The sequence below is a fragment of the uncultured Chitinophaga sp. genome (assembly GCF_902168175.1).
In the GTDB taxonomy this organism is placed as follows: domain Bacteria; phylum Bacteroidota; class Bacteroidia; order Chitinophagales; family Chitinophagaceae; genus Chitinophaga.
Map to the genome: position 1 here is coordinate 297,111 of NZ_CABHOU010000095.1, position 25,413 is coordinate 322,523.

Sequence of the window (25,413 nt, forward strand, 5' to 3'; positions counted from 1 at the left end):
ATCATTAAGGAAAAAGCAATGCAATTACCGCAATTTTTAAGATCAGTTATCATGAAACAATTATTACAGGTTAGTCTTCGCCAGCAGGCCATCTATGTGCCCAATGCGGCCATCAAAACAAACCCACATACACTTACCCCTGTTACCGCCTGCCTGGTGGCCAACATCGCGAAGCTCGGCTTCGGCGTGTCGGAAGCCCTGTTGTATGCGCTTGAATATACCAGCACCGCATTTCATGAAGAACTGCTGGAGTTATTAAAAGAAGTTACCGGCACCAATAAAAACTGGACGCCGTTGGTAAAAGGTTGGAATAACCCAACACACGAAACGTTGGGAGATCACCTCGTTACCTGGTTTGTGAACGCGTTCCGTACTTCGGATAAGGCGCCTGGTGTTGAATTGCCTTGCGGGCATTTAATTCCTGAAGGTACTTTTCCACTGGAGCGATATAACGGCTGCCCGTTTTGCGGAACACCGTTCATAGCCGGGGATATAGAAAACTACGGACAAAACAGTAAGGTCAAAGTGCTGGAACTTTGGACGGATAAAGAGCTGGACTCCATGCTGAATGCCTTACTGGCTTCCCGTACCGCTCTTGATGCGACACAGCGTGAAAACCTGCAGGTACTGTTGCAGTACCTGCCAGCGCCAACCGGAAGCATTGCAATGAAGGAAACGCTGATGCTGGTTATCGATATGTATATCGCCGAAGGAAGCGACGATAAGGCGCAGGCGTTATTTAATTCTCCTGCAGATATCATGCGTTACCTGTGGTATAAGCATACCGGTAATCTGCAGTTGGTGCAACCCAAAGTGATAGTGGAGCGTACCGCAAAAAACAACGGTCATTTACATAAGCCATTGGATAAAAGAAAGGTTGCTGCACAGGAGGCTAAGGAAAAGCTGAAACTGAAATACAATCGTACCGAATGCCTGCGTGTAGCCAAATGGTTGAACGGCCTGGATATGGATACTGAAAAGATGTGTGAGATCATGCACCCTAAAAGGGCGATGTGGACACGCTTCATCCGTGCCCTGCGTTTAATTGAATACGGTAAACGTAAAGATTTCGAACGACTTGGTGCTTTGATGGAGATGTTCTGTAAAGAAAAGTACGACGTGTGGCAGGGATGGGTAAACCATTTCAGGGTAGGATTGGATGCGGATAACGCGTTCGAGCTGTTGAAACAGCGCCCGGGTATGTTTGCGCGTTCCCTGTTTTCTAACATGTTGTGGTTTGGCGAAGGTGCTGCGGTGCCTGCCTTTGCGGAAGTAGCCGGTAAAGTGCCTGCGCGCCTGCTCATAACACTGGCCATGTATGCAGATAACTACTTCGATAAAGATGTACAACGTACCGTGAAGCCTTTGGGAGGTGTAAGTAAAGCAATACCAGGCAACCAACTGTTATCTATTTACACGGACGAGCAACTGACCGCCATGAAAACGGCCGTAACCGAAATGTGTATGAAGGAAATGGGCCGCCGTTTTGCATCCGCTACTAATGAAGCGCGTACCATTTTTATAGATCCGCTGCTGTTCAAAATGCCATTGGCTATCGGTGACCGTGCCGAAACGGTGCAGGATTTACCGTCTGCCCTGATGGGAGCGCGTTTCCCTGTGGAGGGTGATGCTGTTCGGTTGTTTATGCAATGGGGTACAGGGTTGCCCGCACAGCACCTGGATATGGACCTGAGCGCCGTTATCGTATATGCAGATAAAAAAGACGTATGCTCTTATTCTAACCTGGTAACCACAGGGTGTAAGCATAGCGGCGATATTCGTCAGGTCCCGGATAAGATAGGTACGGCGGAGTACATAGAGTTGGAACTGAACACGCTGGTAAAAGCAGATGCGCGATACGTCGTGTTTACCTGCAATGCTTTCAGCAATGGTGCCATCACGCCTCAGCTCGCAGTAGGATGGATGAACAGCAAGTACCCGATGAAGATATCTGCAACTACAGGTGTGGCGTACGATCCGGCTTGTGTACAGCACCAGGTACGTATAACGGGCGGACTTACGAAAGGATTGGTATTCGGCGTACTGGACGTGAAACAGCGCGAAGTGATTTGGCTGGAGATGCCTTTCAGCGGACAATTGGGAGGAGATTTCAATATGAAGGCAGTGAATGGAATGTTAGCCCGGCTGGATGGAAAGATGAGTATTGGTGCATTGTTATCGGTGAAAGCCGAGGCGCAGCAACTCGTAGTTGTTAACGACGAAGCTGCGGCTGATGAAGTGTACAACCAGGTGTGGGCCCGCGACGCAGCTGCCGTTACTCAACTGTTGATCGACTAAGGTTAATGGCGCGTCTGTACCAGCTTCATCACCTGCTTTGCCTTTACAAACACAATGGGGTCGGCTCAAATAAAAATAGCCTCTGAGAATTGCTTAACCAGGCACCCGACTCCGTCAGGGATACGAAAAAAAGGGGGCTGTATCGGACTTACGATACAGCCTCCCTTTTGCGTTTGCCTCAAATGTCGTTGGGTACAGTCCTTTTTCCGATAACTATTACAATTGGCAATTATATCGATTTAATAATAAGTTAAGGGCGACGTAAGTGATGTAAGGAAATAGGGCAGCCACCACCGCAGCCGTGGTTGTTATGCTATCGTTACTACAATCTTCCCTTTCGTTCTTCCCGTTTCTACCTGTAAATGCGCCTGCGCAATTTCACTAAAATCAAATGTTTGCGACACTGTTGATTTCAGGATGCCCTTTTCCAGCCAGTCCGCAATCGCACGCATGTCTTTCCCACTGCTGTACACCATGGTATGGTAGCCTTTAACATTTTTAGCTGCTGCTTTCCCGGTCACTTCTTCCGAAAGGCCTGTAGGTATAGAGTTAATGGCGCCACCGGGTTTAATTACTTCCAGAGAACGATCAATCGATTCGCCGCCAAGCGTATCTAAAACAAAGTCGAGGTTGGATAATATTTGGGTAAAATCCTGTGTATGATAATCAATGTTCGCATCGGCGCCCAGCGAAAGTACAAAGTTGGTATTAGCTGCAGATGCAGTGCCTGTAACATGTGCCCCCAGGTGTTTGGCAATTTGCACTGCATAGTGTCCAACACCGCCTGCCGCTGCGTGTATCAGTACTTTGTTGCCGGGTTTAATGTCTGCATGTTCAATGAGTGCCTGGTAGGCCGTTAGGGCTGCAAGGGTAGCTGCCGCCGCTTCCTCGTGCGAAATGTTAGCTGGTTTTTTGGCGAGATGTGATGCCGGTGCCGCTACATATTCTGCATAGGCTTGCCCATGTCCGGGAAAGTTGATCATACCAAACACCTCGTCCCCTTCTTTAAAATCTTTAACCGAACTACCCACCGTATTCACTACCCCCGATACATCCCAGCCGATAATAAGCGGGTCGAGGGTTTTAAGTTTGCCGTAAACGCCTTTGCCTTTTCGTGTTTTTACATCCACAGGGTTGATGCTGATCGCCTTTACCTGTATCAGTACTTCATCATCTTTAATAACGGGTAATGGTAAACTGGCATACTCCAGGTTCTCTACTCCGCCAATACTTGTTAATTTTATCGCTTTCATATTAAAGCCGTTTTGTTTGATAACACAAAGTTGTACAGAAATAATTTATTTTACCTGTACATGTTTGCGTTATTTCGGTATTATACCGCCATTGGCTTATTTTATATCATTACCTGTTTAAAACTTTCTCGCACCATTTTTGACATCCATAATACCTATTTTTGTAAAAACCGATTTAAATAGATCATCATGGCTAACTTACCAAAGTTTATGATTGCGGACGATCCGATCAACGATCCGGATAACGAGTATATTTTCCACACAGAGGTGCCTCGTTTTTTCGCGAAACGTGTAGAGGAAGATGAAGATACCGCCTACATCGACATCGTATCGGAAATCGATAACGTAGAAGAATTTTTTAAGGGCAACCCCGAAGGAAAGGAAGAACTGATCGAACAGCTGGAAGAATGGTACTACAAGTACATGGACTGGCTGGAAGAAGATGAGGATGATGAGGAGGAAGATGATTAATCCCGCATCTTATTAAGTAAAAAGCGATGCCTGTTTTATATACATATAACAGCCATCGCTTTTCCTTTACAAGTTAACCCGGTCGCCGTGCGACTTCGGTGACGATACCACCAAAAAGTGAAGATCGGTATCGCTGTTATTAAATATCCGGTGTTTAGCACCCGGTTCCACCGCCAGGCTTTGTCCTGCAGTAAACACATATTTTACCCCGTTCACCTCCATTTCCGCGGCTCCCGATAGCACATAAAATAACTGCCTGCTTTTTTCGTGCATATGTAACTGCTCTGATGTGCCCGCCGGCATCCGTTCCTGTATTACACTTAAATCGTTGTGCTTCAACAGGTGCCATCCATCGCAATCGCTTCCCCAGGTATAATGTTCGGCATTTTCTGTACTCTTTATCATAATAATAAAGCTACAATTTGAGTGTGAATAAAGGATGAATAAATATTTATTACTATATATTGTAAAATTCTATATATTTGGAGTCTAATACCTATGAAAACCGTGAAAAGAACCCTGATCGTTTGCATGCTGCTTTGCGTGCGGTTTACCACGTTTGCACAGTTCACAACCATTGCAGAAGGCGCCGACTTTAAGGAGCCGGAGCAGGGATTTGCCCGTATCCTCCAGTTCAGGAACGGCCATACCATGTACCTGCAGTTTTCTATGGAGGGTGGTATTGATATTCAATTATATGATGCGGGTCACAAACTTCTGTTACAGCAGGCGGTAACGGCTTCGTACGGCAAACTCGAACGTGGCAGCATTGATGCGGTTTTCGAAACGGATGGTAACGCCACATTACTGGTCAGTGAACTGGAGGAAAAGGCACCTGTGTTACATCGCCTGGTAATTAATGGCACCTCCGCCAAACTGGAACGCGACGAAAAGCTGCTGTCGCTTACTAAACTCAACCCCACACAACTCCGTAATAGTTTAATGACTAATACCGGCCGGCTCGACTTCTTCATCAAAAACGATCCGCTTACAGGCGATTACGCCATCGTAAAAATAGATCCTAATGCACCCGAAAAGGCGCAGCAAATGGAAGTAATGTACTTCAGTGCTGCCCACCAGGAATTGAGCCGTGCTTTCTTTAATACTGCCGGCGGTCCGTACCGCGACTTCGGTTATTGGGACATGGCCGTAAATGGTAGCGAGAAGGTAGTTCTGCTGGGTCGTGCTTCGCAGGAAGGGCAGGAAAACCGGGAGCTGGTAATGGCTACTTTACAAAAAGGTAATCCTCCGCTGGTGGTTCGCCCGCTTAAATTTCCGGTGAACCTGGAAGCCGAAGGCGTCATTATGAAATACAACCCTGTTACCGCTCAATATATTATTGTGGCAGCCGGTGCGCGTAAAAAGGAACGCTTTACTTACCTGGGAATGGCAGGGGCAAACACGCAGGCTACAGATAGCGCGCGCATGGTATTCCCCGAAAAAGCGAGCGAAAAAAGTGTAGAGGTGTTCGGTAAAAAACGTGTGTACGAAGGCGTACCACAGGATCTTTTTATTAATAAAGACGGATCTTTCTCCATTGTTTGGGAAGAGTTGGAAGACATGAGTATCCAGCGTCAGAATGGAATGATGAAAGCCAATACGAATGCCGGAAATATAGCTGTAGTGATGTTCGACAAAGCTGGAAGCGAAACCGGTAACTACTTCATTCCTAAAAAACACTATCTGCCGGGAGTAAGAATGCGTGAATTTCACCATGCGAGCCGCGAAAGCGCCGCACAGATGATTACTTCTGCAGACACTTATAAAACCTTTGCTTACATCGATGGTGGCAGCAAACAATATATCCTGTTAAATGATTCGCATGAAAATACGGAGAAGGTAAAAACAGGAAAGCTCAGTGTGATAAGCGATATACAGCAATGTGACGCGTTTTATTATCCACTGGCCGGCGAAGTAATGCCTGCCCGTAATGTTGTGCTGGACGCGCCTGGAAAGAATAATGTGTATGTAAACAACGTGGCGATGTTTTCAATTTCTGCCTATGATGCAGATCGCAACATTTATGTAACAGTTAAAATAGATGACAGCAATCGTCGCGTTGCACGCCTCGTTTGGATGACGCCCCAGTAAGAGATTTATAATGGTTGATAAAGTATGCACGGGCCTGGTTTAAACCGGGCCTTACTTTTTTTAACTTACCAGCCCCTTCCATGAATCCAACTACATTAAGTATTGATTATCATCAATCCCACGGCTTTTATACTTATTTAAGTAGCGTGCCGTTAACGCAGATTGACCTAAACTTGCACTCGTACACCACCAAATCGTATGAAGCAGCCCTTTTTAATTACAACATTATTGTTGCTCTTTTCCATTTGCGCTCATGCGCAGTTCTCCGACTCCCTGCAAATCAGGGTTGGTACTAATGGTACTGTTGCTACAAAAGACTATCAGCCACTATGGATGGGCGCCAAACGTTTTGGTACTATTACCGACCAGAAGGCCGATGCGTCCACTTTTATTCGTTTAACGAATAAGCACGAGTTACAGCACGACTTTTATATCAATTATGGCGTTAGCCTTTATAATAATAATCACTTTCGCGATGTGTTGCTGGAAGAGGGATACGTGAAAGCGGGATGGCGTAAGTTGGAATTTCGTGCGGGCAGGTACGAGGAAATAATTGGAGAGATGGATAAAGACTTGTCCAGCGGCTCGCTGGGTGTGAGCGGAAATGCCTTGCCTATACCCAAGTTAAGCCTGGCTATAGCCGACTACATTGAGGTGCCTTACACGAAAGGTTTTGTTCAGTTTAAAGGCCAGTTCAGCCATGGCTGGATGGGGCGCGATCAGTACATTAGAAGTGCTTACCTGCACGAGAAAAACTTGTATGTACGTTTGGGAAAGAAGCGCCTGAAGTTCTGGGGCGGTTTACAACATTACGCTGTTTGGGGTGGTAATCGGCCCGATTTGCCAAAGATCAGGAGCAGTTTTGGCGATTACCTCAACGTAGTGGTTATTAAGCAGGGCGACGATGGAACGGTGAATAGCGATAGTATTCTGCCAAACCGCCCTGGCGATCATCGCGGAGTGCTGGAAGGTGGTATAGATTGGGAAGATGAACGCATGCTGGTGCGACTCTATAACCAGGTGCCTTTTGAAACCGGCCAGGGTATCGACATCCGCAATATCGATCGACTGATAGGTTTGATGTACGTCAATAAGAATGAAGGAAGTTTTTTGAAAAAGCTCACCGCCGAATTTATCTACACTAAACAGATGAACGACTTTTATCCGCTGAATGTGCGGGAGAGCTATTATAATAATGGTATATACCTCACCGGTTGGGAGTATCAAAGCCGGATTATTGGTACGCCGCTGTTTATTAACCGCACGAGAGGCAGTCACTACTTCGACAATATAAAACCGTTTAACTGGAACGATCACAAAGACGATATTAACGGCGTGGGGTGGAACATCATTAATAACAGGGTGATGGGTTTCCACCTGGCGGGTGGTTATAGCTTTGGTGAAAGTGTTGCTGCAAAAACAATGTTTACGTATACGAAGAACTATGGAACGTATAATGGTCCGCTGCCATCAATGAGTCAGTTCTACACCTTACAGGAGGTGACGTATAAAATGCCGGTGCCGGGCCTGTCGCTTAATGCGGCAGCAGCCTTCGACTTTGGGGACATTACAGATAACGTGGGATTTATGTTGGGGGTGCAGTGGTTAATTAATGCCGGGCGTTAAGTACGCGTTTGATAGTGGCATGCAGATTCTTGAACATGAATGGTTTGGTAACATAGCCGGCTGCGCCTTTGCTCATGGCCAGGCTTACATCATCCATTTCGTGATGGGCGCTGAGCATAATAACAGGGATGTCGCGCATTTCTTCATGCTCCGAAAACATTTCCAGCAACTCATAACCGTTTACTTCAGGCATGTAAATATCGCTTATCACAAGGTCGGGCCGCTGTTGCCGGGCAATGTTGGCGCCTTCTTCCCCGTTGTTGGCAGTGAGTACATCGTATTCGTGCAACTCCAGCAGGCTTTTCATGTTCTCGGAAATACCGAGGTTGTCTTCAATCAGTAAAATGGTGTGTGTCATTTCGGTGGCCTTTAGTGTTAATGTCTGTATTTGAATCCAAGTGTAAAAGTGGTGCCTTTATCCTTTTCACTGTCTACGCTAATGGTACCGTTATTACATTCAACGAACGTTTTAACAATTACCAGTCCCAGCCCGGTGCCTTCGATATTGTCGGCATTGCTGGCGCGGTAAAAAGAAGAAAAGAGGTTGGGTAAATCCTTTGCAGGAATACCAATACCTGTATCGCACACTTTTACAACCAGTTTCTTTTCCTGGTAGTTCAGTTTTATGGAGGGGTCTCCTTTTGTGGAAAATTTAAAGGCGTTGCTGATGAGGTTAGTAAGAATCTTAGACAGCTGGTTTTTATCTACGTAAATATCTCTCGGGGTGCCGGTACTTTTCACCTGTAGGGTGCGACCGTCTTTTCGTTCCGAAAAATATTGTTCGCGTAAGTAATTTACAACTTCTTCCGCATTAACTTCACTTTTTATTACAGCATAGTTGTCGGACACGATCTTGCTTAGCGTCAAAATCTCGTCCAGCATATTGGTCAGGTTAAAAAGTTCGGTGGAAATTTTAGTGATGTTATGCTGGTAAAAAGCATTCATCAGTTCATCCATTTTGAGCTTAGTTTCCAGCAGGTCCACCGACGAAGAAATGGCTGTAAGCGGTGTACGAAACTCGTGAGAAGTCATCGAAATAAAGTTTGCCTTCATTTCCTGCACCGCCTTTTCCTGCTTCAGCAGGTTCAGCTTTTCTTTAAGTGTCTGTTGTTTTTCTATCTCTCTTCCTATCGCCAACACCACTTCCTGATCGTTGATTTTCAATGTGCTAAGTCTGAAATCCAGTTTGATTTTCCGTCCATTTCTGGCGCCGTTAATAATAATGGACTCGGTAAAAGAAAAGATCGTGCCATCATACAGCGTTTGTAACGACTGGCCGGCAAGTTTTTCTGTTTCATCATTCCCAAACACCATTCGTGCAGGCTTGTTGGCCTTCAAAATAATCTGTGCCTGAGGGTCGATTAGCAGTACGGGTTCTTTGATGCCGTTAAGGAGGGCATTCACCTTGATATGGTTATCTGACTTCATTCTCGAAAAAGGTTTTCAAACAGGGATACTTAAGACATGGTTCCGGATAGTTGTGCCCTGAAACTCGCAGTGCATGGTTTTTCTTTCGTGAAGTTAAACATTGCATCCGGGAAATTAAAACAGAATTGTTGGGGTATTTATTGCACGGACGAAACATATAATATTTTATATTATTCATTTTTTGATTTGATAATAGGTTGATAAAAAGACCAGTCATGTTAACTATATATTAATTGTTCATCAACGATTGGAGTTATAAAGTATATAGACCGCAAAAATTGGACTTATTTTTGTTGAAGGACTAAATCAGTAAACCATTTTTTTAGAGAAAACTCAATTGGTGTTAACCGTTATATGATCAACATTGGCATTATAGAAGATAATCATTTTCAGTTGAATAACTACAAGGAGTTTCTTGAAGACTTCCAGGAATGCCGTGTAGTTTTTTCCTGCAGATCGATTGAAGAATTCCGGGAACTTCCGTATAAGGACCCTGAAGTGAAAGTGATTTTGCTTGACATATCGCTGCCTGGCGAATCGGGCATCGAGGGCATGGAAGATCTCAAGAAAGCCTTTCCGGATGCGAAGATCGTAGTGCTGAGCGGTCATGATGATAAAGAGTATGTAATCGAATCTATAATGAAAGGGGCCAGCGGTTATATTATTAAAACCAGCCGGCTGATGGAGATCTATCACTCTATACTCGATACGGTAAACCAGGGTGGTACGCTTTCTCCCAAAGCGGCACATTTACTCATCAATCATATAAATAAAGATCCGCTTGAAAGTGTGAGGGACAGATTGACGAAACGTGAGTACGAATTACTCACTTTGTTGAAAGAAGGCTACTCATATAAGGAGATGGCCGACAAGCTTTTTGTGACGGTGTTTACTATTAATCAACATTTGAAGAAGGTTTACCAGAAATTGAACGTGGCTTCCAAGTCGGAACTCATATCCCGTATCTGGTCTAACAACCTCTTTACATCGGCCGTGGTATTGCTTTTGCCTGTTCAGTTGCTAATGTGTATGGCATTGGTATAAAGTACGTTGGATAGGCGTACTACTATAATTAGTAGTGCCCCGCACCCGATAACTTGTTTTTGTACTGTAGTAAGTAATATTTGCGATTGACACTTTGAACTAATATTGTAAACGTGAGAATAGTCATCGTGAAAGCGATTAAACACCATTAAAATGCTCTCGACAAAGGAATTAAACCTCAAGCACGGAATTACGATCTTATTGACGCTATTGATTTTTTCATCCTGTGTAAGCACTAAAAATGCAGTTTATTTTAACAACCTGAATGACACTTCGCTTAATGCCGCCTTTGCCAATTATGAGCCGGTGGTACAAAAGAACGACATCCTTCAGATTAACGTGAACAGCGCAAACCCGGAAGAAACTATCATATACAACGTGCCTAATTCTGCAGGCGCCACAGGCACACCTGCTGCAGGCATCGCATCATCGGCACCCGCTGCGGGGTTTTTGGTAGACCAGCAGGGAAATATACAATACCCGATGCTGGGAGAGATAAAGGCAGAGGGATTAACGAAGAAGCAACTAACCGAAAAATTAAAGAATGAACTAACAGATAAAAAGCTTTTGGTAGATCCTGTTGTAAGTATCCGTTTTGTTAACTACAGAGTAACCTTGTTGGGCGAAGTAGCCAAGCCCACAGTAGTGAATGTAACGAATGAAAAGATTACTATCCTGGAGGCCATTGGTATGGCCGGCGATATTACGATATACGGTAAAAAAGATAACATACTGGTAATTCGTGAAACCGGAGGGAAGCAAGTAGTGAAGCGTCTTAATCTTAATGATGCAAGTATTTTTACTTCCCCCTATTATTATCTCCAGTCAAATGATATAGTATATGTAGAACCCAATAAATCGAAAGTAGCGAGCGCGGAAAGAAGCAGGCAGATTTTGCCGATCGTGATGAGCGGATTATCGCTACTGGTGATTGTTATAGACAGGCTGTTATAAACAGTTTGGCAGAGAAAATAGCCCTGGATAAATGATGTGAAACCATATTAGAGAAACCATATATTAATGGATCGGACGACCCATGCAAAAAGTTAACGCACATAATAAGCAATCGCAACCCGATGAGAAGGTTGACCTGGTAGCGCTCATACGCTACCGTTACCTGGCTTACTGGCCGTTGTTTCTGATAGTTGCCGCGCTGTCGGTAGGCGCCGCACTGTTGTACCTGAGGTATGCCACCCCGGTATACAGGATATCATCAACCCTGCTCGTGAAAGACGAACAGAAGGACTTGGGCGAATCCAATATTCTCGCAGAAATGGACTTGTTCGGCTCGAAGAAGAATATTGAAAACGAGATACAGATACTGACTTCCCGCACACTTGCCCGCGAAGTGATCCGCAACCTCAACCTGTTTGCAGATGTTTACGAAGAAGGGCAGATACGTAATATTCCGGCCTACGACTATAGTCCTGTAAAACTACAGTTCCTGGAGCCGGAAAGGATTATGTCGGCTGTGCCGGAGAAAGTGCCTTTACAGTTGCTCGCATCTCAGGGTAAAGTGATACTCAATAATAAAGCATACCCGCTTAACGATACGGTAAGTACTCCCTGGGGCAAAATGAAAATAACTGCCCTGCCTGGTGTAAAGGATGATAAAATTTATCATGTGCGTATCGTAAATGAAAGGCAAATGACGCAGGAGTTTATGTCGCGCCTGAAGGTTACGCCCATCTCTAAAATGGCTACTGTAATTAACCTGGAGTATACAGATATAGTGCCCAACAGAGGTCAGGATGTACTGAACGAGCTGATGAAGGTATACACTGCCGCCTCTATTAAAGATAAGAACAAGCTGGCCGCCAGCACCATGGAGTTCCTGAACAAACGCCTGGAGATAGTAACCAAAGAACTGAGCACTGTTGAAGGTAAAGTAGAGCAGTTTAAAACGGCTTCAGGCATAGTAGATATCAGCGAGCAAAGTAAACTGTTCCTGGAAAGTGTGCAGGAAAACGACCGCCAGTTAAGCGAATCGTCTATGCAGCTTTCCGTGCTGGATGCCATTGAACGGCATGTTAGCGGTAAAACGGGTGGTCAAAGCATTGTACCGGCTACGCTGGGAATTTCGGACCCGGTGATGATGGAACTGCTGAGCAAATTGTACCAGACGGAAATGGAGATTGAAGCGCTGAGGAAAACCACCGGTGAAAACAGCCCCAGGTTACAGGCGCTGAACCGCCAGGTAGAGAAACTAACGCCAAGCATATTAGAAAACATACACAGCTTAAGAGAAAACTTTAACGCCGGCCGTCAGAAGCTGGTATCGGATAACGGTCGCTTTATGAGCATGCTTCGCTCTGTGCCTGCCAAGGAAAGAGCATTGGTGGAAGTGGGGCGTGAGAAGGAAATTAAAGCCGCGATCTACACATTCCTGCTGCAGAAGCGTGAAGAAACGGCGCTGGCTTATTCTGCAGCGGTATCTGATAACCGTATTGTAGACGCAGCCGAGCCGGAGTCCGGGCCTTTTAGTCCACGCCGCTCAATGGTGATTGTGATGGCCCTGGCAGGAGGTATTGTGCTGGTGATCGCCTTTATCACGTTAAAAGATATGATGAACCGCGAACTGACTTCGCGTTCGGATATAGAAAAAGTTACATCAGCGCCTATTGTAGCCGAGATACTCTACGACGACAGCAATGATGCCGTGGTAATTGCGGATGGGCGAAGAAGCCTGGTAGCCGAGCAGTTCCGTACACTACGTACCTCGCTCTCCTACATTGGCCTTAACGGTGATAATAAAACCTTACTCGTTACGTCATCAATTTCCGGTGAAGGTAAAAGCTTCATATCAGTGAACCTGGCGGTAAGCCTTTCGCTGATCCGTAAAAAAGTGGTGCTGCTTGAGTTTGATTTACGCAAACCAATGATCAGCAAAATGATGAAGGTATCACGCGAGCCGGGTATTACAAACTACCTGGTAGGCCGTACAAATATATCTGACATGCTGAGGCAGGTAGAAGGTAACGAATACCTTTATATTCTTCCTGCTGGTGTAATACCTCCTAATCCTACCGAACTTATTTTGAACGGTAGACTGGAAGAGATGCTGCGCCACCTGAAAACAATGTTCGATTATGTAATTATCGATACTGCGCCCGTAGGTCTTGTATCGGACGCCCGCCTGCTGGCGCCGTTTGCCGATGCAACACTTTACGTAACGCGCCACCAGGTTACACCACGACTGTACCTGAAAAAAATAGACGATCTGTATAGAAGTAAAGAATTGGGTAAACTTAACATCGTATTCAACGGTGTAAAGGTTAACAGCGTACAAGGTCACTCCTACGGATATGGCTACGGTTATACTGAAGAAGTGCGGAAGAAAAAGAACGGTAAGCCGAAGAGCTTTATCAAAGGTATTTTCAATTTATAAATAGAAAACGACTGGCTTTTATTGTTCGGTAACATGGTGTACATGGGACTGAAGAGGCGAAGCCATGCCAGTAGATAAGACACAAAAGTTATTGAAAACCTGCACTTTCTAAGTGCCTCCCGCCTTTTAAACTCCACGTTGTGAAAACCCCGGATTTGATAACCATAAAAAAGAACCTTATGCATCACGAACCGCTTGCATGGTATGCAGTTTATACCAAATCGAGATGTGAGAAAAAAGTGGCTGGTTTATTGGCCCGTAAGAACATTGAAAGCTATTGCCCGCTTAACGAGGTTGAAAGTCAGTGGAGCGATAGAAAAAAGATTGTCCAGGAACCTCTTTTCAAATCGTATGTTTTTGTGCGTATTTCTGAGCGCCAGATGCAGGCGGTACGCCAAACCGAAGGCATCGTGAATTTCGTGTACTGGCTAGGAAAGCCCGCCACGATCACAGACTACGAGGTGGATATGATCAAACGTTTCATGGACGAGTTTAAAACGGTGGAACTTGAACAATTCCCCATTCGCCGCAACGATGTTACCGACGTGCCCGCACTACGGCAGCGCAGGCTGGTGGAAGTAAGCAAACGCAGGGTTAAAGCTACCCTGCATAGCATGGGATTCCATTTGATTGCCACTTTGCCAACAGGAGAACTGGCTATTTCAGAAACACAAATGGATGTGGTAGAAAACCTCTTTTCAAATTCCTAATAGATAATATACATGAAACTAACCGATAAGATTTATGTGGCAGGCCACCGTGGCATGGTGGGAGGCGCTATTTGCAGAAGACTGGACGCACTGGGCTATAATAATATTGTTACCCGCAGTTCGGCAGAGCTGGACCTTCGTAACCAGGCAGATGTAAATGCCTTTTTTGAAACGGAGAAGCCTGCATACGTGTTCCTGGCCGCAGCCAAAGTGGGCGGCATACACGCAAACAACACCTACCGGGCTGACTTTATTTACGATAACATTATCATGGAGGCCAACATCATTTATGCCGCCTATAAATCTGGCGTAACAAAACTGATGTTCCTGGGCAGCTCCTGTATTTATCCCCGCCTGGCCCCGCAGCCGTTGCAGGAAACAAGCCTGCTTACCGGTCCGCTGGAGGAAACTAATGAACCGTACGCCATCGCGAAAATTGCCGGCATCAAAATGTGCGAAGCATTCCGCGATCAGTACGGTTGCAACTTTATCAGTGTAATGCCTACCAACCTGTACGGCATCGGTGACAACTATCATCCGGAAAACTCACACGTGCTGCCTGCGCTCATCCGCAAGTTTCACGAAGCGAAGGCGGAAGATAAACCTACGGTTACTGTATGGGGCTCCGGCACACCTAAACGTGAGTTCCTGTATGCCGACGATCTGGCGGATGCCTGCGTATTCCTGATGTTGCATTATGATGAAAGGGAACTGGTGAACATTGGCACGGGTGAAGACCTGAGCATCAGGGAACTTGCTGAGCTGGTAAAAGATGTTACACACTACGAAGGCGAAATCGTTTTTGATTCATCCAAACCCGATGGTACGCCACGTAAACTCATGGATGTAGCCAAACTGCATGGTCTGGGCTGGAAACACAGCGTTGATCTGAGAAAGGGCGTTGGACTGGCTTATGCCCACTTCCTGAAAAAAGCGCATTTCCCGCTGGCTACTTACTAAAACATTGATCCAAACTAACAAAACATAAAATAGATACACCCATGAAAGTTGCTTTAATTACCGGTGTGAACGGACAAGATGGCGCTTACCTCGCAGAACTTCTACTTGAAAAAGGTTATATGGTGCATGGCGTAAAACGTCGTGCTTCCCTGATTAATACAGAAAGAATTGACCACCTCTACCAGGACCCTCACGATGAAAATGTAAGGTTCAAGTTGCACTACGGCGATATGACTGATAGTACTAACCTGATCCGTATCATACAGGAAACTCAGCCGGACGAGATATATAACCTCGCCGCTATGAGCCACGTACACGTAAGTTTTGACACACCTGAATATACAGCCAATGCCGATGGTATTGGTACCCTGCGTTTACTCGAAGCTCTGCGCATCCTGAAACTGGAAAAGAAAACGCGCATTTACCAGGCAAGTACTTCTGAACTGTATGGCCTGGTACAGGAAGTGCCACAGCGCGAAGCAACGCCGTTTTATCCACGTAGTCCCTATGCAGTAGCTAAACTGTATGCCTACTGGATTACCGTTAACTACCGCGAAGCTTATGGCATGTTTGCCTGCAACGGCATCCTGTTCAATCACGAAAGTCCGCTGCGTGGCGAAACGTTCGTAACCCGTAAAATTACCCGCGCTGCTGCTGCGATCGTACTGGGACTGCAGGATAAACTGTACCTCGGTAACCTGGATGCCCGCCGCGACTGGGGACATGCAAAGGATTATGTAGAAGCAATGTGGAAAATATTACAGCAGGATACACCGGAAGATTTCGTGATCGCAACGGGTATAACAACACCTGTACGCGATTTTGTGAGAATGGCTTTTAATGAAGTTGGTATTGAACTGGCTTTTGTTGGTGAGGGTGTAAACGAAACAGCCGTAGTAGCTGCCTGCCGTAACAAGGAATTCATTTTGCCTATCGGTAAAGAAGTGGTGGCCGTAGACCCTAAGTACTTCCGCCCTACTGAAGTGGAATTGCTGATCGGTGATCCTACAAAAGCAAAAACTAAACTCGACTGGGAACCTAAATACGACCTGCCTGCCCTGGTAAAAGAAATGATGGCGGCGGATGTGGAAGTATTCCGTAAAAAAGAAGTGGCCCAGTTTGAGCATTTAATAGGATAAGCCGATTTACGAACGACGATTTAAAGAATTAAAAGATAAACAGTGCAGGCAGCTAACAGGGTAGTTATCAATACCGGGACTTTATACGGAAAAATGCTGATCACAATTGTGATTTCGCTTTACTCGACCCGTTTGGTACTGAATGCGCTGGGTGCAAATGATTTCGGCCTCTTCAATCTTATCAGTGGCGTCATTGCTATGCTCTCTTTCGTGAACATGGCAATGACACTTTCCACGCAACGTTACATGAGTTACAGTCTCGGTGGCGGCGATGAGGAAAAACTGAGAAAGGTGTTTAATTCATCAGCCTTATTGCATTTCATTTTAGGGCTGTTGCTGGTATTGATCTTTGAAATTGCAGGGTATTACATGTTCAACCATGTGCTGAACATTGCGCCAGAAAGGCTTTACGCCGCCAGGGTAATTTTTCACCTGATGGTAGTGAGCGCCTTTTTTACGGTTATTTCGGTTCCTTACGATGCTGTGATTAACGCCAGGGAAAATATGATGCTGGTAGCTATTACCGGTATACTGGAAACGCTGCTCAAACTCGGGGTAGCCATCTATCTTTTATACGCCCGGTCGGACAAACTGATTTTGTTCGCCGCGTTCTCCGCAGCCATTACCGTGGCGATGCTCGTGATAAAACGTTTGTATTGCGTCGCGAAATACGAAGAAACACGCCTCCGCATTAAACGGTACTTCAGTAAAGATCTTTTAAAGGAAATGTTTGGTTATGGGGGATGGAATATGTTTGGAGCGGTAAGTGTGGTAGGAAGGAACCAGGGAATAGCGATGATACTGAATGTGTTTTTCGGCACCGTGGTAAATGCAGCCTACGGAATTGCCAACCAGGTAAACGCACAGTTAAGCTTCTTTTCGGTTACAATGCTCCAGTCACTCAACCCACAGATCATAAAAAGCGAAGGGAGGGGAGATCGTGAAAGGATGTTAAGACTTGCCATGATCGCCAGTAAATTCTCCTTTTCCCTGCTCGCCTTTTTTGCAATACCGGGTATTATAGAAATGCCTTTTATCCTGCAGTTGTGGCTTAAGGATGTGCCTGAATATACCGTGGTGTTTTGCCGCCTTATACTTGTGGCCACACTCATAAACCAATTGTCGCAGGGTATACAGGTAGGTGTACAGTCGGTTGGCCGTATTGGGGCGTACCAGGTAACGGTGAGTATATTATTACTGCTTAACCTGCCATTAGCCTATTTGTTACTGAGGATGGGTTTGCCGCCTCAGTCGGTGTTAGTGGCCGCAGCCGTAATGGAGGCGGTTGCCTGCGTTTACCGCATGATGGCCGGCAGGAAACTAATCGGACTAAAGGTAGATGAGTATATGCAGAAGGTAGTGATCAGTGCTGTATTGCCCATTTTCCTGGCCGCCTGTATTTCTTCGGTTACACTGGTGTTGCTGCCGGAGGGTTGGTTGAGGTTGTTCCTTACATGTGCAGTTAGCGTATTGTCTATCGTAATACTCATGCGCTACTTAGGCCTCACAACGTATGAATTGGAGAAGATGAGAGAAGTAATCGTAAAGGGCCTGTCGAAAATTAATCCCCGCTTTGCAATGGTAATGGCGGGCAGAAAGTTTTAAATGAATTAGCTAGTATGAACATCCTGTTCTTCACCCATATTTCACCTTTCCCGCAAAACGGCGGTGAAAAACTCCGGAGTTACTATTTGCTTAAAGCATTGTCGGAGTTAGGCCATCGTGTGTTTGCCGTTATACGTAACGAGGAGCAGGCCGACCTTACAGCGTACAGTCTCGAGAACGTAACATATTACACGCACCCCGACGAACCGCTTACGCTGGAAGAAAGGCTGACCGGCAGCCACTACTTTAAAAAATCGGCCCACGTTTTACAGGTATTTAAACAGATATGCGGTTATACAAGGATCGATATTGCTTTGCTGGATTATGGGTATGTAGGCCATTACATCGACTTTTTCACCGCCCGCAATATTAAAGTCATCCTCGGTACGCACAATGCGCAACCCGAAATTTCCAAACAATTGCCTGCCCGCAACCTGCTGATGAAAATCCGCAAGTTCCAACTCGTGAGCCTGGAAAGACTGCATGAGCGTAGCTTTTTCAAAAAAGCAGCGGCTGTACTGGTGGTGAGTGATCATGATAAAACCTATCATCAGCAGTTTATTGCCCGCGACAAGGTTTTTGTAATACCCAATTTCCTGGACGAGCGTGAATATATTTCTGCCAGCGTTCGTAAACCGCGACTGCTGGTAATGACGGCCAATTTCGCGGTGTACATGAACCGCGAGGGGCTTCGCTGGTTTCTGCAGGAAGTTTGGGATGATGCACTGGCCGCTAAGTATGAACTGCTGTTAGTAGGCCGCGATTCTGAAGATGCGCTGAAACAGATAACAGGCCAGGATAACTGGAAGAATGTAAGTGCAACTGGCAAGGTGCCGGATGTAAAACAATATATCGCCATGGCGGAGGGTGTAGTCATTCCTCTATTGCATGGTAGCGGTACCCGCTTAAAATGCCTCGAAGCAATGGCGCTTAATACTCCCATCATCAGCACTTCACGCGGTGTGGAAGGGGTGTTAAGCAACAATTTTATAGTGGCCGATACGGCTGCTGAATTTAAAGAGGCGCTTCACAACTTTACCGGCAGCGATCAGAAGGGAGATGCATTGAAGGAGGATTTTATGAAGGAATACAGCGCCACCGTAAACAAAAAACGAATTAGCGACGTAATCAGCTATACCATTCATTAGGGAACAGATATGTGGAACAGGATTAAAATAGCGCTTTATACATTGCTCAGCACCGTGAACGTTTCGCTCATCGGGCAAATGAGGCTTAGCGAAGTACTGGTGGTACTGGCTACGCCTTTTATGTTCGATAAGGAGGACTTTTCGGTGTATCCCTACCTGAAAAAGATTATAATGGCGCTTATATTGCTGCTCGGGTTCCAGGTCTTTACCGATCTGTTTATCGTACACAACTCCCCGGCTAATTACTTCCGCGGATGGGCCTCCATTATTATCTGTATCCTTTCGTTTATTGTGCTGTTTAAAGTGTTGAGGGGGTATAACGACATCATGTTCTATTTCTTCCTCATCATGCTTAAAAATGTTTTTTATACAGATGACATTGTGGATTCGGACATGACTTACTTTAAGTTCAAGATGGTGCCCATCCTGTCGTCAATGGTATATTTACTGGCAGCTTATTTTTATAAACGGAATAACCTGAATGCGGTGTTGGCAGTGCTGTTTGGGTATAGCCTTACCTGCCTCGCGTTCGACTCGCGTTCTACGGGCGTGGTGTTTTTCCTCTCAGCCATCATCATCTACTTCTTTAATCGTAAAGTGGAAATTACCAGGGCAAAAGTGATTTTATTCTCGCTGGTGGCATTGGTTATTTTCCAGATCGCATATGTGTTTTATGTTGATGGGGTGTTGAATGGCCAGATTGGTGGCGACCACGCCCGTACACAAATGCAACGTGTGGCAAATCCTTACAATCCGCTGCAATTGCTAATGACGGGCCGCGGTGAAACATTTGCCGCCGTAACCGCTATTAACGATGAACCTTATTTCGGACATGGCTCCTGGGCAACTGATAAAACGCTGAAGTACTACCAGATACTACTCATGTTCCACGACGAGGAGTTTAACGCTAACAAGGTGGCAGATTCCGATTACCTTATTCCAAGTCACTCCATCCTATTGGGCGCCTGGATTAACTGCGGCATAGGAGGTTTTGTAGCGGTACTGCTCATCCTCATTTATTTACTGAAAATGGGTTTCTTTTTAATACGCAACGCACAAAACGCTGCGATATACCCGGTAATTGTAATTCTCACGATCGGACTGGTATGGGCATTTGCCTTTTCGCCTTTCCAGCAACTGCGCTTCAGCATTCCCGCTACAGGTGCTATCCTTCTCAGTTCGTACTACGACTTTGTGTATGATGAAGAGGAAGATTACGATGAGATGGAATTAACCGAATTACCAGACCCATTAAAACACGGATATTGATATGGATTATATTTATTATAAAGATGCGAAAGGGAATTTTGGAGATGATCTGAATGCCTGGTTATGGCCCAAATTTTTTGGTGCTGCTCACCGCAACGGTGATGCCTTTGTGGGTATCGGCTCCATTTTGTGTAAAGATTCCCCGCTGTTCAAAGACCTGCAGCAGAAACGTAAGATCGTATTTGGTACCGGCGTTCGCCCTTCGTACCAGGCTTTTAAATTCGATCCTACCTGGGATGTAAAATTCCTGCGTGGTCCTTTTTCTTCCAACTACTTTAATAATGAACACGAATACATAGCAGATGCTGCTTACGGCCTGGGTATGATGGACGATTACAGCGAATATGTGAACACACCGAAGAAATACAAAGTAAGTGTGATCCCTTATTTTAAATCGCTGGAGTTCTTCAACTGGCAGGCCATTTGCGATAAGCTCGGCTTCCATTACATCTCGCCGCAGGCGGAAAATGGTATTGAAGAAACGCTTCGCGAAATTGCCGCTTCAGAATACATTATAACCGAGGCTATGCACGGCGCCATCATCGCAGATATACTGCGGGTGCCCTGGAGCCGCTTCGTCCTTACCACCCCCTACACAGAAGGGAGTGGCGTATCGGAATTTAAATGGATGGACTGGTTATACTCTATTGGTCAGGTACAAACCGATACCACGCACGTAAAGCTCTATCGCAAATCGGCCCTCAACAACTGGGCGAAAAAGCTAACGGCCAATATCGTGAACGTAGAGTTCCTGGTAAAGAAAGTGGTAAAAGATGAGTTGATGCAACAGTTGGCCGGCATCCGCAATTTTAGCCTGTCCGACGATGAAACGGTCGACCGCATTTACAGCCGGATGTTTGAAAAAGCTGAACAGGTGAAAACCTCTATAAATAAAGAAAGATATGATTGCCGAACCACTGTTTGAGGAAAAGCGCGACGAGAAAACCGGTCGTGTAAAAACGTACCGCGATAATCCGCTGTACTTTCTGAAGCGTACCAATATTTCCTGGTATAAAGGTATATGCCTTTACTTCTATTACAGCCTGGCTATCTGGTTGCCGGACCCTCCGCGGCCGCTCGGGGTGATCGCACAGCCTTTACGCACCTTCTTCGCCCGTAAAATATTCCTGCGCAGCGGAAGAGATTTAAAGATCAGCCGCAATGTACGTTTCGGCAGTGGCCGTCATGTAGTGGTGGGCGATTATGTGGGCATCAATGAAAACTGCTGGATCGGCAATGATACGGTAATCGGGAACGATGTGATGTTTGGTCCGGAAGTAACTATTCTCTCTGGCGGACATAATTTCTCCCGTACAGATATCCCGATGCGCGAGCAGGGTGCTACACCACGTAAGCCTGTGGTGATTGGCGACGACGTGTGGATCGGTACAAGAGTAACTATCCTGCCTGGTGTAAAAATCGGATCGCACAGCATACTGGCTGCGGGTTCTATTGTAACCAAGGATGTTCCCGAATGGGCGATTGTAGCAGGCAACCCTGCAGTGATTAAGAAGTATAGAAAAAATGTTGAGCATGTCTAAGAAAGTATCCATCATAGTACCAGTATACAACGGGGCGCAGTTTATCAGCGAAACGCTGGACAGTATTTATAATCAGCACTATCGAAATATCGAACTGATCGTGATTGACGGTGCCTCTACGGATAATACGGTAGAAGTAGTGAAGGCGCATAAACAACAGCCGGATATACTGATCTCTGAAAAAGATAAAGGTATGTACGATGCCCTGCGTAAAGGCTGCGAAAGGGCTACCGGCGATTATATGTGTTACATCAACTCCGACGACAGGCTGCTGCCATATACGTTGGAACAGGTGGTACACAAATTCGAAACGGAAAAATGCGACCTGGTTTTTGGGGATGTTAACTACATCAACGAAACGGGCGATGTGATATTCATGTATAAGGGTGTAAACTTCGGATACAAGGCGATCAAAGAGATCTGCCGCGTGCCGTTCGCCCAGCAAAGCTCCTTCTGGACGCGCGATATCTACCTTAAAACCGGCGGCTTCGACAGTTCGCTGAAATATGTAGCCGACTCGAAGTTCCTGCTGCAAATCTGCCTCGACCCTTCTGTTAAAAAAGCTTACATCCCGCACCCGTTAGGCGAGTATCGTTTGCATGGAGCCTCGTTCTCGGTATCTGTAACGGATAAGATGATCGTGGAGCATGGTCGTGTAATGGAGCAGCTGGAATTAAAACGTTCGGGCGCATTATGGCCGGTGTATGAGTTTTATGCGAAGCTGGTTAACCTGGGCGGTATTTATAAAAAGATGACTTACAAAGGCACGAAGTTCTAAATCAATTGATAAAATGAAGATACTTTTCATTGTTCCGTCTTATAAACCTGCATACATCTACGGTGGACCCGTAGTAGCGATTGCACGCCTGGCGGAACAACTGGTGCGGATTGGGCATGAGGTAACGGTGTATACAACTACCGCCAACGGTAAAAATGAACTGGAAGTGCCTGTGGGCGAACCGGTAAATGTAGATGGCGTAAGCGTATTTTATTTTAAAAGATTGACGAAGGACCATACGCACGTATCGCCAGCTTTATGGAAACATACCTGGGCTACGGTCGATCAGTTTCAGGCGGTACATATTCACAGCTGGTGGAATTTCCTGATTCTCGGTGCTTCCTGGATATGTAACCTGAAAGGGGTGAAACCGGTACTCTCTCCGCACGGTATGCTGTGCGACTGGGTGTTTAATAGCAAAAACAGTCTGAAGAAAAAGGTGTTGCATAACGCCGTAGGCAAACACCTGCTGGGCAACACCTTCCTGCATATTTCTTCGCCCATGGAACAGGAAGAGTGCCTGCGCATCCACGGTCAATGGGATGCAGACCTGATCCACAACCTGGTAGCACTGCCCGAAAAGCAATATGGACGTAAAGAGAATGCGGTATTTAATATCAGCTTCCTCTCCCGGGTGGATCCTAAGAAGGGGCTGGATATCTTACTTAATGCCCTCAGTGGGGTGTCATTCCCATATAAACTGAACATTGCAGGCTCGGGCGACGATGAATATGTGCGGACGTTGAAGCAGATCATCACCCAAAATAAAATGGAGGAAAATGTGGAATGGGTAGGATGGAAGAATAACGAAGAGAAGTATACTTTTCTTGCAGAGTCCGACTTGTTCGCCCTCACCTCTCACAACGAGAACTTCGCCATTGTAGTGATAGAATCGCTGGCAGTAGGTACGCCTGTGCTGGTGAGCAACAATGTGGGCCTTTCCAAATACGTGAACGATAAAAAACTGGGCTGGGTAACGGGAATAGAAAGTGTAGACGAAGTAAGAGCGAATCTTACTAAAGTGTACAACGACCGCGAAGAGCGCCGCCGTATTTCGGAGGCTTCTGTGGGTATTATCCGTTACGACTTCGATGAAGCGCGCCTGGCTGAAGATTATATCACTATGTACCGTAATAGTACAAATAAAGCAGCAGTATGAACCCGGCAGTGATCATTCTTACTTTGAACGAATCGAAACACATCGGCCGCTGCCTCGAAAGCCTGCGGCTGGTAACGGACGAGATTTATGTAGTAGATGCTGGTTCAAAGGACGATACCATAGAGATAGCACATCGTTTCGGTGCTAAGGTGCTGCATAATCCCTGGATAAGTTATTCTAAACAGTTCCAGTGGGGCCTTGATAATTGTGGCAGTACTGCTCCCTGGATCATGCGTATGGATGCAGATGAATACCTGGAGCCGGAATTGATAAAAGAGATTAACGAAGCGAAAATTCCTGATAACATTACCGGTATATACATCCGCAGGAAAGTGCTGTTTAAAGGCAAGTGGATCCGCTATGGAGGCTTTTACCCTCATACTTTGATGCGCATTTGGCGTAATGGTAAAGGTAGCATTGAGCAGCGCTGGATGGATGAACATATTGTATTGTCAGAAGGTAATACCATGATGTTCCGCGAGCACCTGGTGGATTATAACCTGAATTCAATTCACTGGTGGGTGAATAAACATAACAACTACGCAATACGCGAAATGGTAGACCTGCTGAACATCAAGTACGGTTTTATAGAAAATGATGCACGCCTCTTACAAAGCGAAGGCGGACAGGCAAAACGGAAGCGCTTTTTGAAAGAAAAGGTATACGCTGTAATTCCTCCCGGTGGCCGTGCTTTTCTCTACTTCATGTATCGTTACGTGGTGAGGTTCGGATTTCTCGACGGTTACCATGGTTTTATATTTCACTTTATGCAGGGGTATTGGTACCGGTTACTGGTAGATGTGAATGTGAAGGAATTTGAATTGAAACTGGCGGGCGATAACCGCAAAGAAAAAGTAGTGGAACTGCTTAAGCAGGATTATAACATAGCGCTTTAATACCATGGAAACAAAAACTGCAACATACGATAAAGTCACTTACCCGGTAACACCATCGGCTACTGATTTATCAGCCTTTAATACCGGCAGTTATAAAGCCGGGCCAAAGTGGAAAGTGTTAAGCTGGTACTTTGTCAACTACTTCATTTTCTACAGCGCACTACCCTGGCCTTATGGCGTTAAGTCTTTCCTGCTGCGCCTTTTCGGTGCAAAGGTGGGCAAAGGGCTGGTGATAAAAACGAAAGTACGTATCAAGAACCCATGGCGCCTTAACATCGGCGATCATTGCTGGATTGGCGAATCGGTTTGGATAGATAACCTGGAGGATGTGAGCATCGGGAGCCATGTATGTATTTCGCAGGAGGCATTGTTGCTGACGGGAAATCACGATTACACGAAGGCTGATTTTCCCTACAGGCTGGGTAAAATAGTGTTGGAAGATGGTGTGTGGATTGGCGCAAAATCGGTGGTATGCCCCGGTATTACCTGCCGCTCGCATTCTATTTTAACGGTAGGCTCTATTGCCAGTAAGGACCTCGAAGCCTGGGGTATTTACGCCGGCAACCCCGCAGCCTTTGTAAGGGCGCGGATTATGAAAGGCTAAAGACA

At 45.8% G+C, this 25,413-nt stretch carries 23 protein-coding genes; 19 read left to right on the forward strand and 4 right to left on the reverse strand.

What is annotated here, in order from left to right:
- The first annotated feature begins 51 nt into the window (after positions 1 to 51).
- The gene (locus QZT80_RS22465) at positions 52 to 2,298 is read left to right on the forward strand and encodes a hypothetical protein (RefSeq protein WP_295127580.1); all 2,247 of its coding nucleotides are present in this window, start codon (positions 52 to 54) and stop codon (positions 2,296 to 2,298) included.
- Positions 2,299 to 2,606: 308 nt separating this feature from the next.
- Here the strand turns inward: QZT80_RS22465 and QZT80_RS22470 are convergent, their stop codons facing one another.
- A complete protein-coding gene (locus QZT80_RS22470) occupies positions 2,607 to 3,551 on the reverse strand; it encodes an NADP-dependent oxidoreductase (protein WP_295127583.1) in 945 nt (314 codons plus the stop codon).
- 189 nt (positions 3,552 to 3,740) lie between these two features.
- Here QZT80_RS22470 and QZT80_RS22475 point away from each other — a divergent pair, with 189 nt between their 5' ends.
- Positions 3,741 to 4,022: a hypothetical protein gene (locus tag QZT80_RS22475; RefSeq protein WP_295127586.1), complete on the forward strand. Its 282-nt coding sequence runs from the start codon at positions 3,741 to 3,743 to the stop codon at positions 4,020 to 4,022.
- 66 nt (positions 4,023 to 4,088) lie between these two features.
- Here QZT80_RS22475 and QZT80_RS22480 read toward each other — a convergent pair whose 3' ends face one another.
- Positions 4,089 to 4,427 (reverse strand): cupin domain-containing protein, encoded by a 339-nt coding sequence (locus QZT80_RS22480; RefSeq protein WP_295127587.1) that lies wholly within the window; start codon positions 4,425 to 4,427, stop codon positions 4,089 to 4,091.
- A 102-nt stretch (positions 4,428 to 4,529) separates the two neighbouring features.
- Between QZT80_RS22480 and QZT80_RS22485 the strand changes: the two genes are divergently transcribed.
- The gene (locus QZT80_RS22485; RefSeq protein ID WP_295127590.1) at positions 4,530 to 6,113 is read left to right on the forward strand and encodes a hypothetical protein; all 1,584 of its coding nucleotides are present in this window, start codon (positions 4,530 to 4,532) and stop codon (positions 6,111 to 6,113) included.
- 198 nt (positions 6,114 to 6,311) lie between these two features.
- On the forward strand, positions 6,312 to 7,739 hold the full coding sequence (locus QZT80_RS22490) for a capsule assembly Wzi family protein (protein ID WP_295127592.1): 1,428 nt from the start codon (positions 6,312 to 6,314) through the stop codon (positions 7,737 to 7,739).
- Here QZT80_RS22490 and QZT80_RS22495 read toward each other — a convergent pair.
- Positions 7,723 to 8,097 (reverse strand): response regulator, encoded by a 375-nt coding sequence (locus tag QZT80_RS22495; RefSeq protein ID WP_295127595.1) that lies wholly within the window; start codon positions 8,095 to 8,097, stop codon positions 7,723 to 7,725. The two genes, QZT80_RS22490 and QZT80_RS22495, sit on opposite strands and share 17 nt — an antisense overlap.
- 17 nt (positions 8,098 to 8,114) lie before the next feature.
- Positions 8,115 to 9,167, reverse strand: coding sequence for an ATP-binding protein (locus QZT80_RS22500; protein ID WP_295127597.1), 1,053 nt, complete (start codon positions 9,165 to 9,167; stop codon positions 8,115 to 8,117).
- A 354-nt stretch (positions 9,168 to 9,521) separates the two neighbouring features.
- Here QZT80_RS22500 and QZT80_RS22505 point away from each other — a divergent pair, with 354 nt between their 5' ends.
- The 15 genes from QZT80_RS22505 (at position 9,522) to QZT80_RS22575 (ending at position 25,408) form a co-directional block, all read left to right on the forward strand.
- Positions 9,522 to 10,211, forward strand: a complete 690-nt coding sequence (locus QZT80_RS22505) for a response regulator transcription factor (RefSeq protein ID WP_295127599.1) — start codon at positions 9,522 to 9,524, stop codon at positions 10,209 to 10,211.
- Between the two features lie 153 nt (positions 10,212 to 10,364).
- Positions 10,365 to 11,165: a polysaccharide biosynthesis/export family protein gene (locus QZT80_RS22510; protein WP_295127601.1), complete on the forward strand. Its 801-nt coding sequence runs from the start codon at positions 10,365 to 10,367 to the stop codon at positions 11,163 to 11,165.
- An 82-nt stretch (positions 11,166 to 11,247) separates the two neighbouring features.
- A complete protein-coding gene (locus QZT80_RS22515; protein WP_295127603.1) occupies positions 11,248 to 13,599 on the forward strand; it encodes a polysaccharide biosynthesis tyrosine autokinase in 2,352 nt (783 codons plus the stop codon).
- Between the two features lie 179 nt (positions 13,600 to 13,778).
- Complete coding sequence (locus QZT80_RS22520; protein ID WP_295127606.1) at positions 13,779 to 14,309, forward strand: UpxY family transcription antiterminator; 531 nt, start codon at positions 13,779 to 13,781, stop codon at positions 14,307 to 14,309.
- A gap of 12 nt (positions 14,310 to 14,321) precedes the next feature.
- On the forward strand, positions 14,322 to 15,269 hold the full coding sequence (locus QZT80_RS22525; RefSeq protein WP_295127609.1) for a GDP-L-fucose synthase: 948 nt from the start codon (positions 14,322 to 14,324) through the stop codon (positions 15,267 to 15,269).
- A gap of 41 nt (positions 15,270 to 15,310) precedes the next feature.
- The gene (gene gmd / locus QZT80_RS22530; RefSeq protein WP_295127612.1) at positions 15,311 to 16,408 is read left to right on the forward strand and encodes a GDP-mannose 4,6-dehydratase; all 1,098 of its coding nucleotides are present in this window, start codon (positions 15,311 to 15,313) and stop codon (positions 16,406 to 16,408) included.
- Positions 16,409 to 16,501: 93 nt separating this feature from the next.
- Positions 16,502 to 18,013 carry an MATE family efflux transporter gene (locus QZT80_RS22535; protein ID WP_295127615.1) on the forward strand — a complete coding sequence of 504 codons (1,512 nt, stop codon included), beginning with the start codon at positions 16,502 to 16,504 and terminating at the stop codon, positions 18,011 to 18,013.
- Between the two features lie 14 nt (positions 18,014 to 18,027).
- Complete coding sequence (locus QZT80_RS22540; RefSeq protein ID WP_295127618.1) at positions 18,028 to 19,161, forward strand: glycosyltransferase family 4 protein; 1,134 nt, start codon at positions 18,028 to 18,030, stop codon at positions 19,159 to 19,161.
- 9 nt (positions 19,162 to 19,170) lie between these two features.
- On the forward strand, positions 19,171 to 20,430 hold the full coding sequence (locus tag QZT80_RS22545; protein WP_295127621.1) for a hypothetical protein: 1,260 nt from the start codon (positions 19,171 to 19,173) through the stop codon (positions 20,428 to 20,430).
- Between the two features lies 1 nt (position 20,431).
- The gene (locus tag QZT80_RS22550) at positions 20,432 to 21,355 is read left to right on the forward strand and encodes a polysaccharide pyruvyl transferase family protein (RefSeq protein WP_295127624.1); all 924 of its coding nucleotides are present in this window, start codon (positions 20,432 to 20,434) and stop codon (positions 21,353 to 21,355) included.
- A complete protein-coding gene (locus QZT80_RS22555) occupies positions 21,333 to 21,971 on the forward strand; it encodes a DapH/DapD/GlmU-related protein (RefSeq protein WP_295127627.1) in 639 nt (212 codons plus the stop codon). The genes QZT80_RS22550 and QZT80_RS22555 overlap by 23 nt, the downstream gene beginning before the upstream one ends.
- Positions 21,964 to 22,749, forward strand: coding sequence for a glycosyltransferase family 2 protein (locus tag QZT80_RS22560; RefSeq protein ID WP_295127629.1), 786 nt, complete (start codon positions 21,964 to 21,966; stop codon positions 22,747 to 22,749). The genes QZT80_RS22555 and QZT80_RS22560 overlap by 8 nt, the downstream gene beginning before the upstream one ends.
- Positions 22,750 to 22,762: 13 nt before the next feature.
- Positions 22,763 to 23,908, forward strand: a complete 1,146-nt coding sequence (locus tag QZT80_RS22565; protein ID WP_295127632.1) for an XrtY-associated glycosyltransferase XYAG1 — start codon at positions 22,763 to 22,765, stop codon at positions 23,906 to 23,908.
- The gene (locus QZT80_RS22570) at positions 23,905 to 24,804 is read left to right on the forward strand and encodes a glycosyltransferase family 2 protein (RefSeq protein ID WP_295127635.1); all 900 of its coding nucleotides are present in this window, start codon (positions 23,905 to 23,907) and stop codon (positions 24,802 to 24,804) included. Before QZT80_RS22565 ends, QZT80_RS22570 begins: the two co-directional genes overlap by 4 nt.
- Before the next feature lie 4 nt (positions 24,805 to 24,808).
- Positions 24,809 to 25,408, forward strand: coding sequence for a WcaF family extracellular polysaccharide biosynthesis acetyltransferase (locus QZT80_RS22575; protein WP_295127638.1), 600 nt, complete (start codon positions 24,809 to 24,811; stop codon positions 25,406 to 25,408).
- Positions 25,409 to 25,413: the final 5 nt, after the last annotated feature.